At 60.5% G+C, this 13,137-nt stretch carries 11 protein-coding genes; 7 read left to right on the forward strand and 4 right to left on the reverse strand.

All coding sequences use genetic code 11. From position 1 onward, the window contains the following. Window positions 1-2,271 carry an ATP-dependent Clp protease ATP-binding subunit ClpA gene (gene clpA, locus ACK59H_RS09305; RefSeq protein WP_060477782.1) on the forward strand — a complete coding sequence of 757 codons (2,271 nt, stop codon included), beginning with the start codon at window positions 1-3 and terminating at the stop codon, window positions 2,269-2,271. Between the two features lie 133 nt (window positions 2,272-2,404). Here the strand turns inward: clpA and infA are convergent, their stop codons facing one another. From infA to aat, 3 genes are all read right to left on the reverse strand, one after another. Then, window positions 2,405-2,623 carry a translation initiation factor IF-1 gene (gene infA / locus ACK59H_RS09310; protein ID WP_002553999.1) on the reverse strand — a complete coding sequence of 73 codons (219 nt, stop codon included), beginning with the start codon at window positions 2,621-2,623 and terminating at the stop codon, window positions 2,405-2,407. A gap of 101 nt (window positions 2,624-2,724) precedes the next feature. Further along, the gene (locus ACK59H_RS09315; protein WP_060477781.1) at window positions 2,725-3,432 is read right to left on the reverse strand and encodes an arginyltransferase; all 708 of its coding nucleotides are present in this window, start codon (window positions 3,430-3,432) and stop codon (window positions 2,725-2,727) included. Between the two features lie 55 nt (window positions 3,433-3,487). After that, the gene (gene aat, locus ACK59H_RS09320; protein ID WP_207869227.1) at window positions 3,488-4,168 is read right to left on the reverse strand and encodes a leucyl/phenylalanyl-tRNA--protein transferase; all 681 of its coding nucleotides are present in this window, start codon (window positions 4,166-4,168) and stop codon (window positions 3,488-3,490) included. A 315-nt stretch (window positions 4,169-4,483) separates the two neighbouring features. Here aat and ACK59H_RS09325 point away from each other — a divergent pair, with 315 nt between their 5' ends. The 6 genes from ACK59H_RS09325 (at window position 4,484) to cysG (ending at window position 12,137) form a co-directional block, all read left to right on the forward strand. Then, the gene (locus ACK59H_RS09325) at window positions 4,484-7,039 is read left to right on the forward strand and encodes a DNA translocase FtsK 4TM domain-containing protein (protein WP_409264419.1); all 2,556 of its coding nucleotides are present in this window, start codon (window positions 4,484-4,486) and stop codon (window positions 7,037-7,039) included. 62 nt (window positions 7,040-7,101) lie between these two features. Continuing rightward, on the forward strand, window positions 7,102-7,725 hold the full coding sequence (gene lolA, locus ACK59H_RS09330; RefSeq protein WP_186476878.1) for an outer membrane lipoprotein chaperone LolA: 624 nt from the start codon (window positions 7,102-7,104) through the stop codon (window positions 7,723-7,725). A gap of 12 nt (window positions 7,726-7,737) precedes the next feature. After that, window positions 7,738-9,063, forward strand: coding sequence for a replication-associated recombination protein A (locus ACK59H_RS09335; protein WP_186476879.1), 1,326 nt, complete (start codon window positions 7,738-7,740; stop codon window positions 9,061-9,063). After that, on the forward strand, window positions 9,060-9,434 hold the full coding sequence (gene crcB / locus ACK59H_RS09340; protein ID WP_060477776.1) for a fluoride efflux transporter CrcB: 375 nt from the start codon (window positions 9,060-9,062) through the stop codon (window positions 9,432-9,434). Before ACK59H_RS09335 ends, crcB begins: the two co-directional genes overlap by 4 nt. A 30-nt stretch (window positions 9,435-9,464) precedes the next feature. Continuing rightward, the gene (gene serS / locus ACK59H_RS09345; protein WP_060477775.1) at window positions 9,465-10,745 is read left to right on the forward strand and encodes a serine--tRNA ligase; all 1,281 of its coding nucleotides are present in this window, start codon (window positions 9,465-9,467) and stop codon (window positions 10,743-10,745) included. Next, the gene (cysG, locus tag ACK59H_RS09350) at window positions 10,746-12,137 is read left to right on the forward strand and encodes a siroheme synthase CysG (RefSeq protein WP_060477774.1); all 1,392 of its coding nucleotides are present in this window, start codon (window positions 10,746-10,748) and stop codon (window positions 12,135-12,137) included. Between the two features lie 32 nt (window positions 12,138-12,169). On the opposite strand, the gene ACK59H_RS09355 is transcribed toward cysG, so the two are convergent. Continuing rightward, window positions 12,170-13,129 carry a glutathione S-transferase family protein gene (locus ACK59H_RS09355; protein WP_397468678.1) on the reverse strand — a complete coding sequence of 320 codons (960 nt, stop codon included), beginning with the start codon at window positions 13,127-13,129 and terminating at the stop codon, window positions 12,170-12,172. Window positions 13,130-13,137: the final 8 nt, after the last annotated feature.

The following is a 13,137-nucleotide window of genomic DNA, read 5'->3' on the forward strand; positions in this document are numbered from 1 at the left end:
ATGTTAAACCGCGAGCTCGAAGTCACCCTCAATCTTGCCTTCAAGGAGGCTCGTTCGAAGCGTCATGAATTCATGACCGTCGAACATCTGCTGCTGGCACTCCTTGACAATGAGGCTGCTGCGACCGTTCTGCGCGCCTGTGGCGCCAATCTCGACAAACTCAAGCACGACCTGCAAGAGTTCATCGACTCCACTACCCCCTTGATCCCTGTCAACGACGAAGACCGTGAGACCCAGCCTACCCTGGGCTTCCAGCGCGTGCTGCAACGTGCCGTGTTCCACGTGCAAAGTTCCGGCAAGCGTGAAGTCACCGGTGCCAATGTGCTGGTGGCGATCTTCAGCGAGCAGGAAAGCCAGGCTGTGTTTCTGCTCAAGCAGCAAAGCGTGGCCCGTATCGATGTGGTCAACTACATTGCCCATGGCATCTCCAAGGTGCCTGGCCATGGTACTCACTCCGAGAATGACCAGGAGATGCAGGATGAAGAGGGTGGTGAAACGTCCTCTTCGAGCAACCCGTTGGACGCCTACGCCAGCAACCTGAACGAGCTGGCCCGGGCCGGGCGCATCGACCCGCTGGTGGGTCGCGAACAGGAAGTCGAGCGCGTGGCGCAGATTCTGGCGCGTCGGCGCAAGAACAACCCGCTGTTGGTGGGCGAAGCAGGCGTTGGCAAGACTGCCATCGCCGAGGGCCTGGCCAAGCGTATTGTCGACGGGCAGGTGCCTGACCTGCTGGCCCAAAGTGTCGTCTACTCGTTGGATCTTGGTGCCTTGCTGGCCGGAACCAAGTACCGTGGCGACTTCGAGAAGCGCTTCAAGGCGCTGCTCGGAGAATTACGCAAACGCCCTCAGGCGATTCTGTTCATTGACGAAATTCACACCATCATCGGTGCTGGTGCGGCGTCCGGTGGGGTAATGGATGCGTCCAACCTGCTCAAGCCGCTGCTGTCGTCCGGTGAGATACGCTGCATTGGTTCGACCACCTTCCAGGAGTTCCGCGGCATCTTCGAGAAAGACCGCGCTCTGGCGCGGCGTTTCCAGAAGGTGGATGTCAGCGAGCCATCTGTGGAAGACACCGTTGGCATCCTGCGTGGCCTGAAAGGTCGCTTCGAGAGCCACCACAACATTGAGTACAGCGACGAGGCTTTGCGCGCTGCTGCCGAGCTGGCTTCACGCTACATCAATGACCGTCATATGCCAGACAAGGCCATTGATGTGATCGACGAGGCAGGCGCCTACCAGCGCCTGCAGCCTGAGGCCAGCCGGGTCAAGCGCATCGATGTGCCCCAGGTCGAGGACATTGTTGCCAAGATCGCGCGAATTCCGCCGAAGCATGTCACCAGTTCCGACAAGGAGTTGCTGCGTAACCTCGAACGTGACCTCAAGCTGACCGTCTTCGGTCAGGACCAGGCTATCGACTCCTTGGCAACCGCGATCAAACTCTCGCGCGCAGGCCTCAAGTCGCCCGACAAGCCGGTTGGCTCGTTCCTGTTCGCCGGCCCTACCGGTGTAGGTAAAACCGAGGCGGCGCGTCAGCTGGCCAAGGCGCTGGGTGTGGAGTTGGTGCGCTTCGACATGTCCGAGTATATGGAGCGTCACACTGTGTCGCGCCTGATCGGTGCGCCTCCAGGTTACGTAGGGTTCGACCAGGGCGGTTTGTTGACTGAAGCGATCACTAAGCAACCGCACTGTGTGCTGCTGCTCGATGAGATCGAAAAGGCTCACCCGGAAGTCTTCAACCTGCTGTTGCAGGTAATGGACCATGGCACCCTGACCGACAACAATGGGCGCAAAGCCGATTTCCGTAACGTGATTTTGATCATGACCACCAATGCCGGCGCTGAAACCGCCGCGCGGGCGTCGATCGGCTTCACCCACCAGGACCATGCGTCCGATGCCATGGAGGTCATCCGCAAGAGCTTCACGCCGGAGTTCCGTAACCGTCTCGACACCATCATCCAGTTTGGCCGCCTGAGTACCGAGACGATCAAGAGCATCGTCGACAAGTTCCTCATCGAGCTGCAGGCGCAGTTGGAAGACAAGCGTGTGCTGCTGGAGGTCACCGATGCCGCGCGCGGCTGGCTGGCCGCCTCCGGCTACGACGTGCAAATGGGCGCGCGGCCGATGGCGCGGCTTATCCAGGACAAGATCAAGCGGCCGCTGGCTGAGGAGATCCTGTTTGGCGAGCTGGCCGAGCATGGCGGCGTAGTACACGTCGATCTGCGCGATGGCGAACTGGTGTTCGACTTCGAGACGACGGCTGAGGTTGCTTGATTGCAGGCTTGACGGCCTAGCGCGAGCTACTGAGGGGTCTGTTAGCCCCTCAGGAGCTCGCGCCGATGACATGACGGATGGTCATAAGGCACAAAAAAGCCCGGCATTTGCCGGGCTTTTTCATGGCTATAACTTAGCGCGCACGGTAGGTGATGCGGCCCTTGCTCAGGTCATATGGCGTCAGCTCGACGCGTACCTTGTCGCCAGTGAGAATACGGATGTAGTTCTTGCGCATCTTTCCGGAGATGTGCGCGGTTACGACGTGCCCGTTTTCCAACTCCACGCGGAACATGGTGTTGGGCAGGGTGTCGACGACAGTGCCTTCCATTTCGAAGCTGTCTTCTTTCGACATGCAGTAGTGCCCTCGGATCCAGTGTTGGCCCGACGCATCACAGCACCGGGCAAAAAAGTGGCGTGGATTATGCCCGAAAACTGTGTGTCAAGCCAATGCTTTCAGTTAAGGGTGACCCAGCGCTGATTTATCAACAACTCGATAGGCCGATACTGTGTCTTGTAGTTCATTTTCTTGCAGTTTTTGATCCAATAGCCCAGATAGACCGCTTCAAGGCCCTGGCGCAGGGCTTCGGTGATCTGCCATAGAATTGCAAAACGCCCTAGGCTGCGCCGCTCCTCGTCGGGCTCATAGAAGGTATATACCGCCGACAGGCCGTTGGGCAGGAGGTCGCATACCGCTACAGCCAGTAGCCTTCCCTGCAGGCGGAATTCGTAGAACCAGCAAAATGGCAAGTCACGGACCAGGAAGGTTGAGAACTGGTCGCGGCTTGGCGGGTACATGTCACCATCGGCGTGGCGGGTCTCGATATAGCGCCGGTAAAGATCGAAATACTCCTCTTTGAACGCTGGCCGTGCAGCCGTGACGGTCAAGTCGGTGTTTCGCTTGAGAATGCGCCGCTGCTGGCGGTTGGGGATGAATCGCTCAGCAGGAATGCGCGCTGGCACGCAAGCATTGCAGTTCTGGCAGTGTGGGCGGTAGAGATGGTCGCCACTGCGACGAAAACCCATTTCAGACAGATCGGCGTATACGTGCACGTCCATCGGCTGGCTGGGGTCAAGGAACAGGGTGGTCGCCTGCTCATCCGGCAGGTAGCTGCAGGAGTGGGGTTGAGTGGCATAAAACTTCAACCGCGCCAGCTCTGTCATGATCAACCCCTCGATGAGACGATGCTTTAAGTGTAAGCCAGCTGGCAAAACTCGCCTAGCGAACCCAGCTGGCGCTGTTGGGCTGATCGAGGTGTTGGGCCAGGTAGTCGGCGAAACGAGCCCGGCTGATGGCGCGGGCGCCGAGGCTGTGTAGATGATTGGTCGGCATCTGGCAATCGATCAGCACAAAGCCGGCTTGGCGCAAATGCTCGACCAGCGTCACGAAGCCCACCTTGGAGGCATTGTCGGCGCGGCTGAACATCGACTCGCCAAAAAACAGCTGGCCTATCGCCAGGCCATAAAGCCCGCCTACCAGCTCGTCACCCTCACGCACCTCCACCGAATGAGCGATGCCCCGGCGGTGCAGCTCACAGTAGGCATCGCGCATGGTGTCGGTGATCCAGGTGCCGTCGGCATAATCGCGTGGGGCTGCGCAGGCGGCTATCACAGCAGGGAAATCGCTGTCGAAGGTGACCTGGTAACGGCCTTGGCGCATCAGCTTTGCCAGCGAACGGGAAACATGCAGCTCGTCGGGGAACAACACCGTGCGCGGGTCGGGTGACCACCAGAGAATAGGCTGGCCGTCCTGGTACCAGGGGAAGCAGCCATGTCGATAAGCTTGTTCCAGGCGCTCGGGGCTCAGGTCACCGCCTGCGGCGAGCAGGCCATTGGGATCGTGCAGGGCCTTTTCCAGTGGTGGGAAGGTCAGCGAGTCGCGGGTCAGCCAGGTGAGCATGGTCAATCGTGCGGTGGGGGAGGGGAGAGGGCAGCATGGCGCGGTGGGCTTGCCGGGTCAATGCTGGCAGGTGCTCGGAGGCGTGACGAAGGTGCCAGATAGACAATTTCGGACACATTCAGGGTATTACAGGCACCATCGGCCACATTTGCTGTCACACCTGTGCAAAAACACAGCATAAGCCTTTGTCACGAAAGAAAATGCATGCTCAAATTGCACCTATATGAAAGTCGCCCCCTCTCAAGCTCCATACGGCGCGCCGTCATGGCAGCTGGCGGGCAGTAATGTTAAAAGTAGTGGTTCGTTGGCCAGGCACTGGCCGATCACTACTGGACGCGCAGCACGCGCAGGAATAGACGCGTTTTGAAGAAATCCACCGCAACTCCAGCTCCTTTGCCCGTGCCTCTGTGGCGGCAGCAGCTGCATTACCGTCTCAAGGAAGGTGCGTTGATCGCAGTTGGCGCCCTGTGCCTGTACCTGTGGATGGCACTGCTGACCTACGACACGGCGGACCCAGGCTTCAGCCACACCAGCAACATCGATCAGGTGCAGAATGCCGCTGGGCGTGCCGGCGCGTACTTTGCCGACATCCTATTCATGGTGCTGGGCTATTTTGCCTACATCTTCCCGTTGCTATTGGCGATCAAGACCTGGCAGATCTTCCGCGAGCGCCATCAGCCCTGGCAGTGGAGCGGTTGGTTGTTTTCCTGGCGGCTGATTGGCCTGGTATTTCTGGTGTTGTCGGGGGCGGCCCTGGCGCACATTCACTTCCACCCACCAGCGAGCCTGCCGTTTTCCGCAGGCGGCGCGCTGGGGGAAAGCCTTGGCGATCTGGCCCGCAGCCTGCTGAACGTGCAGGGCAGTACGCTGATGTTCATAGCGTTGTTCCTGTTCGGCCTGACCGTTTTCACCGACCTGTCGTGGTTCAAAGTGATGGACATGACCGGCAAGATCACCCTGGATTTGTTCGAGTGGGTGCAGGGGGCTGCTAGCCGCTGGTGGGAGGCACGCAACGAGCGCAAGCGGCTGGAGGCGCAGTTGCGTGAAGTTGACGAGCCGGTGTTCGACCTGGGTGCGAAGGCCACGGACAAGCGCGAGCCCGCCAAGCCGGCGCTGCGCGAGCGTATCTTCAAACGTGAAGAGGCACCGGCCCAGCCGAATGAACCGCGTGAGCCAACACTTGCCCGTGAACCTGCAGTGCCTCGCGAGCCTGCCCTGAGCCGCGAGCCGGTGGTGCCTCGTGAGCCAACTATTCGCCGTGAGCAACCAGTAACCGTGCCGACCATCGTGCCGCCCACCGAAGCTAGGGCGCCGGAGCCGAGCAAACGGGTGATCAAGGAAAAGCAGGCGCCAGTGTTCGTCGATAGCGCGGTGGAAGGCACCTTGCCGTCGATCTCCATCCTGGACCCTGCCGAGCAGAAGAAGATCGAGTACTCCCCCGAGTCCCTGGCGGGCGTCGGCCAGTTGCTGGAGATCAAGCTCAAAGAATTCGGTGTTGAAGTGTCTGTGGACTCTATCCACCCAGGCCCGGTGATTACCCGTTACGAAATCCAGCCTGCTGCGGGCGTCAAGGTCAGCCGCATCGCCAACCTGGCCAAGGACCTGGCGCGGTCGCTGGCGGTGACCAGCGTGCGGGTGGTCGAAGTGATCCCCGGAAAAACCACGGTAGGTATCGAAATCCCTAACGAAAATCGGCAGATGGTGCGCTTCTCGGAAGTACTCGCTACGCCGCAGTACGACGAGCAGAAGTCCCCCGTCACCTTGGCCCTTGGCCACGACATCGGCGGCAAGCCGGTGATCACCGACCTAGCCAAGATGCCGCACCTGCTGGTGGCCGGTACCACCGGTTCTGGTAAGTCGGTCGGTGTGAACGCCATGATCCTGTCGATCCTGTTCAAGTCGAGCCCGGAAGACGCGCGACTGATCATGATCGACCCGAAAATGCTCGAACTGTCGATCTACGAGGGCATCCCGCACCTGCTCTGCCCAGTAGTCACTGACATGAAAGATGCTGCCAACGCCCTGCGCTGGAGCGTGGCGGAGATGGAGCGGCGCTACAAGCTGATGGCGGCGATGGGTGTGCGTAACCTGGCCGGGTTCAACCGCAAGGTCAAGGACGCCCAGGATGCTGGCGAGATCATCCACGATCCTCTGTATCGCCGGGAGAGCATGGAAGACGAGCCGCCCGCTCTGAAAACCTTGCCGACCATCGTAGTGGTGGTCGACGAGTTCGCCGACATGATGATGATCGTCGGCAAGAAGGTCGAAGAGCTGATCGCCCGTATCGCCCAGAAGGCGCGCGCGGCGGGTATTCATCTGATCCTCGCCACCCAGCGCCCTTCCGTGGACGTGATCACCGGTTTGATCAAGGCCAACATTCCGACCCGTATGGCGTTCCAGGTGTCGAGTAAAATCGACTCGCGGACCATCATCGACCAAGGTGGCGCCGAGCAGTTGCTGGGTCACGGCGATATGCTGTACATGCCACCGGGCACCAGCCTGCCTATCCGTGTGCACGGCGCGTTCGTCTCGGACGACGAGGTGCACCGCGTGGTCGAGGCTTGGAAATTGCGCGGCGCGCCCGATTACAACGACGACATTCTCAACGGTGTGGAAGAAGCCGGCAGTGGTTTTGAGGGTGGCGGCGGCGGCGATGGTGACGATGCCGAAACCGATGCGCTGTATGATGAGGCGGTACAATTTGTTCTGGAAAGCCGCCGTGCCTCGATTTCCGCAGTGCAGCGCAAGCTTAAGATTGGTTACAACCGAGCAGCGCGCATGATCGAGTCCATGGAAATGGCCGGCGTGGTCACCCCGATGAACAGCAACGGCTCGCGGGAAGTGATAGCCCCAGGCGGCCCGCGCGACTGATCAACATCCTGCCGGGCGCCAACGGTGGCGCCTGGCCTTTTCAATGCTCAATGAGGATTCCCATGCGCGCGATTCGCATGCTGTTGGTTTCTGCCCTGACCCTGGGCTCGGTTACTGCTTATGCCGGTGAGCAAGACGTACAACGCCTGACCCAGCTGTTGGAAAAGTCCCAGACCATCGAGGCCAATTTCTCCCAGCTGACCCTGGACGCTGGCGGCACCAGCCTGCAGGAAACCACCGGCAAGATGGTCGTGCAACGTCCCGGCCTGTTTTACTGGCACACCAACGCGCCACAGGAGCAGTTGGTGGTGTCCGATGGCAAAAATGTGACCCTCTGGGACCCGGACCTGGAACAGGCTACCGTCAAGAAGCTGGACCAGCGCCTGAATCAGACCCCGGCACTGCTATTGTCCGGTGATGTTTCGAAGATCAGTCAGAGCTTCGATATCACCTCCAAGCAGCAAGGCGAAGTGATGGACTTCACCCTCAAGCCTAAGACCAAGGACACATTGTTCGACTCGTTGCGTGTGTCGTTCCGCAAAGGCCTCATCAATGACATGCAACTGGTCGACGGTGTCGGCCAGCGTACCAATATCCTGTTCAATGGCGTCAAGGCCAACCAGGCGGTGCCGGCCAATCAATTCAGGTTCGACATCCCCAAAGGTGCCGACGTCATCAGGGAGTAAGCAGAGCTCGCCATGGACCTGTTTCGAAGCGAACCCGTCGCCCAGCCTCTGGCCGCTCGCCTGCGCCCGTCCAATCTGGACGAGTACGTTGGTCAGGAGCACCTGCTGGCGCGTGGCAAACCGCTGCGCGAGGCGCTGGAGCAGGGTGCGCTGCACTCGATGATTTTCTGGGGCCCGCCTGGGGTGGGTAAGACTACGCTGGCGCGCTTACTGGCGCAGTTTTGCGATGCGCACTTTGAGACAGTGTCGGCGGTGCTGGCCGGTGTCAAAGAGATTCGCCAGGCTGTCGAAGTGGCCAAGCAGCAGGCCGGCCAGTACGGCCGGCGGACCATTCTGTTCGTCGATGAAGTGCATCGCTTCAACAAATCCCAGCAAGATGCTTTCCTGCCGTACGTGGAGGATGGCACGTTGCTGTTCATCGGCGCCACCACCGAAAACCCGTCGTTCGAGTTGAACAATGCGCTGCTCTCGCGGGCGCGGGTGTACGTACTCAAGAGCCTGGACGAGGCAGCACTGCGCAAGTTGGTCGATCGCGCCCTGAATGAAGAGCGCGGGCTGGGCAGGCGCAACCTGCGCGTTGGCGACGAAGCATTCAAGATGCTGATGGCCGCTGCCGATGGCGATGGCCGTCGGATGCTGAACTTTCTGGAAAATGCCTCCGACCTTGCTGAGGATGGCAGCGAGATCGACGTGCAGATGCTGCAAAGCCTGCTCGGTGACAGCCGCCGCCGGTTCGACAAGGGGGGCGAGGCGTTCTACGACCAGATTTCAGCGCTGCACAAAGCGGTGCGCGGCTCCAACCCCGACGGCGCACTCTACTGGTTTGCGCGCATGCTCGACGGCGGCTGTGACCCCCTGTACATCGCCCGGCGCGTGGTGCGCATGGCTAGCGAGGACATTGGCAACGCCGACCCTCGCGCCCTGAGCCTTTGCCTGGCCGCCTGGGATGTGCAGGAGCGCCTCGGCAGCCCAGAGGGCGAATTGGCGGTGGCCCAGGCCATCACGTACATTGCCTGCGCGCCAAAGAGCAACGCAGTCTATGTCGGTTTCAAGACCGCTTTGCGCGAAGCGGCTGAACACGGCTCGCTGGAAGTGCCGCTGCACCTGCGTAACGCCCCTACCAAGCTGATGAAGCAACTGGGATATGGCGATGAATATCGCTACGCCCACGACGAGCCCGATGCTTATGCGGCCGGTGAAGATTACTTCCCGGAGGCGCTCGAGCCTCGGCAGTATTATCAGCCCGTCCCACGGGGCCTGGAATTGAAGATCGGTGAGAAGCTGCGTCACCTGGCTGAACTCGACCGCAACAGCCCTCGCCAGCGGAGAAAAACGTGATTGCATTGATTGCCGCGGTGAGCGCGGGCGGTATCTGCGGCACCTTGCTGCGCTTTGCCACCACCAATTGGGTCGCGGCTCACTGGCCACGGCACTTTTACCTCGGTACGCTGGCGGTCAACCTGGTGGGTTGCCTACTGATTGGCCTGCTGTATGGACTGTTTCTGCACAAACCGCTCGTGCCAGTAGAACTGCGCGCTGGCTTGATCGTTGGCTTCCTCGGTGGGCTGACGACATTTTCCTCTTTCTCGCTCGATACCGTGCGCCTGCTGGAAAGTGGCCAAGTGCCCCTTGCCTTGGGCTATACCAGTATCAGCGTGGTAGGCGGGCTACTGGCCACCTGGGCCGGCCTGTCTTTGACCCGTTTCTGAACCAACACCTACTTATAACGAGAGAACGATATGCTCGATTCCAAACTGTTACGCGGCCAACTTCAGGAAGTGGCAGATCGCCTGGCCTCCCGTGGCTTCAGCCTGGATGTCGCGCGCATCGAATCACTGGAAGAGCGCCGCAAGGCGGTGCAGACCCGCACCGAGCAGCTGCAGGCCGAGCGTAATGCCCGTTCCAAGTCGATCGGCCAAGCCAAGGCCAAGGGTGAAGACATTGCTCCGCTGATGGCTGATGTCGAGCGCATGGCCAATGAACTGGCTGCCGGTAAAACCGAATTGGACGGTATTCAGGCCGAGCTGGACAGCATTTTGCTGACCATTCCGAACCTGCCGGACGCCAGTGTGCCGGTCGGTGCCAGCGAAGACGATAACGTTGAGGTGCGCCGTTGGGGTACTCCAGCAGTATTCGATTTCGACATCAAAGACCACGTGGCTTTGGGCGAAATCAGTGGGGGCCTTGACTTCGAGGCTGCGGCCAAGCTGTCCGGCGCGCGTTTTGCCGTACTGCGTGGCCCGATTGCGCGCCTGCATCGCGCGCTGGCTCAGTTCATGATCAACCTGCACACCGGCGAGCACGGCTACGAAGAGCACTACACGCCCTACCTGGTACAGGCCCCGGCCCTGCAGGGCACCGGCCAGTTGCCGAAGTTCGAGGAAGATCTGTTCAAGATCACCCGCGAAGGTGAAGCTGACTTCTACCTGATCCCCACCGCCGAAGTGTCGCTGACCAATCTGGTCGCCGAGCAGATTCTCGATGCCAAGCAGCTGCCGTTGAAGCTTGTCGCTCACACCCCATGCTTCCGTAGCGAAGCCGGCGCCTCGGGCCGTGATACGCGCGGCATGATTCGCCAGCACCAGTTCGATAAGGTCGAAATGGTGCAGGTGGTGGAGCCTTCCAAGTCCATGGAGGCTCTCGAAGGCCTTACCGCCAACGCCGAGCGCGTGCTGCAGTTGCTTGAGCTGCCATACCGCGTGCTGGCGCTGTGCACCGGCGACATGGGCTTTGGTGCAGTCAAGACCTACGACCTCGAGGTGTGGGTGCCTAGCCAAGGCAAATACCGCGAAATCAGCTCCTGCTCCAACTGCGGTGATTTCCAGGCCCGTCGCATGCAAGCCCGCTGGCGCAACCCGGAAACCGGCAAGCCTGAGCTGGTGCATACCCTCAACGGTTCCGGCTTGGCCGTAGGGCGTACGTTGGTGGCGGTACTGGAAAATTATCAGCAGGCTGACGGCTCGATTCGCGTACCGGATGTGCTCAAGCCCTATATGGGCGGCGTTGAGGTCATCCGCTAAATGGAATACCTGCCGCTGTTCCACAAACTGCAGGGCGGCCGAGTGTTGGTCGTCGGCGGGGGTGAGATAGCTTTACGTAAAGCGCGTCTGCTGGCCGACGCCGGTGCGGTGCTGCGCGTAGTGGCGCCGGATGTCGATGGTCAGTTGGCTGCATTGGCGCGGGAAGGTGGCGGTGAGGTGTTGGTGCGCGGTTATCTGGCGGCCGACTTGGTCGGATGCCGGCTGGTGATCGCGGCTACCGATGACGCAGCGCTCAACGCCCAGGTGTCGGCCGATGCGCAGGCGGTGAGCCTGCCGGTCAACGTGGTGGATGCCCCGGCCCTGTGCACGGTGATCTTCCCGGCTATCGTCGACCGCTCACCCTTGGTGATCGCAGTTTCCAGCGGCGGCGATGCGCCCGTGTTGGCGCGGTTGATTCGCGCCAAGCTGGAAGCCTGGATCCCGGCTGCCTACGGCGAATTGGCCGGGCTGGCTGCGCGCTTCCGGCACAAGGTGAAAACCTTGTATCCAGACGTGAACCAGCGTCGTGGCTTCTGGGAAACCGTATTCCAGGGGCCGATCGCCGAGCGTCAACTGGCCGGGCAGGGCGCCGAAGCTGAGCGTCTGCTGCAAGCGATGGTGGAGGGTGCGCCCGTGCAGCAAGGCGGGGAGGTGTACCTGGTGGGAGCAGGGCCCGGCGACCCGGACTTGCTGACCTTCCGTGCCCTGCGCCTGATGCAGCAGGCCGACGTGGTGCTGTATGACCGGCTGGTGGCCCCAGCCATCATCGACATGTGCCGACGCGATGCCGAGCGTATTTATGTGGGCAAGCGCCGCGCCGACCACTCCGTGCCCCAGGAGCAGATAAACCGCCTGCTGGTCGATCTTGCCCAACAGGGCAAACGCGTTCTGCGCCTCAAAGGTGGCGATCCGTTCATATTTGGCCGGGGCGGCGAAGAAATCGAGGAGTTGGCGGAACACGGCATCCCGTTCCAGGTGGTGCCAGGTATCACCGCAGCAAGTGGTTGCTCCGCTTATGGCGGCATTCCGCTGACTCACCGCGACCATGCTCAGTCGGTGCGTTTTGTCACCGGCCACCTCAAGGACGGCACCAGCAACTTGCCGTGGAATGATCTGGTAGCCCCAGCTCAGACGCTGGTGTTCTACATGGGGTTGGTTGGGTTGCCCACCATTTGCGCCGAGCTGATACGCCATGGAAGGGCCGCTAGCACCCCAGCTGCACTGGTGCAACAAGGGACGACGCGCAATCAACGGGTGTTCACCGGCACCCTGGCTGATCTACCGCAATTGGTGGCGCAGCACGAGGTGCATGCGCCGACTCTGGTGATCGTTGGTGAAGTGGTACAACTGCGCGAGAAGCTGGCGTGGTTTGAAGGTGCACAGAACCGCTAAGCACGTTGGGGCTGCCCGGCAGCCCCTTTGTCTCAACGCTGCCAGATGCCCTTGCCCATCAACTGCTCCCGATCATGGGGGAGGCCAAAGTCCTGCAATGGGCCTTTAGGCACTATGCCATTGGGGTTGATGGTCTTGTGGCTCATGTAATAGTGCTTCTGGATATGCTCCATGTTCACCGTCCCTGCCACACCCGGCCACTGATACAGCTCACGCAGCCAGTTGGACAGATTGTGGTAGTCGCTCAAGCGGCGCAAGTTGCACTTGAAGTGCCCGTGATACACAGCATCGAAACGCACCAGGGTGGTGAAAAGGCGTACATCGGCTTCGGTCAGGTACTCGCCCGCCAGGTAGCGATTTCGACCGAGTAGTGCTTCGAGATGGTCCAGTTCGTTGAACACGTCATCGAATGCCGTCTCGTAGGCGTCTTGTGTGGTGGCAAAGCCTGCGCGGTACACGCCGTTGTTGATTGCCGGGTAGATGCGTTCATTTAGCGCTTCGATGGCCGGGCGCAATGGTTCGGGATACAGGTCCAGCCTGTTGCCGGTCAGCTCGTTGAATGCACTGTTGAATATGCGGATGATCTCGGCTGACTCGTTGTTGACGATGCGCTTTTCCTTTTTGTCCCACAGTACTGGCACGGTGACGCGGCCAGTATAGTGTGGGTCGTCTTGGGTATAGCGCTGGTGCAGGTACTGAAGGCCGTCGAGGTGGTCGCCGCTTGAGCCTTGCTGCTGGTCGAAAGTCCAGCCATGGTCGAGCATCAGCCAACTGACCACTGATACGTCGATCAACGGTTCCAGGCCTTTCAAGGCGCGAACGATGAGCGTACGGTGTGCCCAGGGGCAGGCCAGCGAAACATACAGGTGGTAGCGACCGGCTTCAGGGGCGGGCAGGGCGTTGCGGCGCTGGGCACTCTCGCGTTTGAAGGTGCCGTCTTTGCCATTGTCATACCACTGGTCCTGCCAGCGGCCGTCGATTAAAAGGCCCATGATGAGCT

Origin of the sequence: Pseudomonas sp. KCJK9000, from assembly GCF_046230725.1 — a bacterium.
Classification (GTDB): Bacteria; Pseudomonadota; Gammaproteobacteria; order Pseudomonadales; family Pseudomonadaceae; genus Aquipseudomonas; species Aquipseudomonas promysalinigenes.

Bases quoted from the DNA above. Each gene is read 5' to 3' on its own strand.
- clpA (WP_060477782.1), top strand. From the start codon at position 1: ATGTTAAACCGCGAGCTCGAAGTCACCCTCAATCTTGCCTTCAAGGAG.
- infA (WP_002553999.1), bottom strand. From the start codon at position 2,623: ATGTCGAAAGAAGACAGCTTCGAAATGGAAGGCACTGTCGTCGACACC.
- ACK59H_RS09315 (WP_060477781.1), bottom strand. From the start codon at position 3,432: ATGACAGAGCTGGCGCGGTTGAAGTTTTATGCCACTCAACCCCACTCC.
- aat (WP_207869227.1), bottom strand. From the start codon at position 4,168: ATGCTCACCTGGCTGACCCGCGACTCGCTGACCTTCCCACCACTGGAA.
- lolA (WP_186476878.1), top strand. From the start codon at position 7,102: ATGCGCGCGATTCGCATGCTGTTGGTTTCTGCCCTGACCCTGGGCTCG.
- ACK59H_RS09335 (WP_186476879.1), top strand. From the start codon at position 7,738: ATGGACCTGTTTCGAAGCGAACCCGTCGCCCAGCCTCTGGCCGCTCGC.
- serS (WP_060477775.1), top strand. From the start codon at position 9,465: ATGCTCGATTCCAAACTGTTACGCGGCCAACTTCAGGAAGTGGCAGAT.
- cysG (WP_060477774.1), top strand. From the start codon at position 10,746: ATGGAATACCTGCCGCTGTTCCACAAACTGCAGGGCGGCCGAGTGTTG.
- ACK59H_RS09355 (WP_397468678.1), bottom strand. From the start codon at position 13,129: ATGGGCCTTTTAATCGACGGCCGCTGGCAGGACCAGTGGTATGACAAT.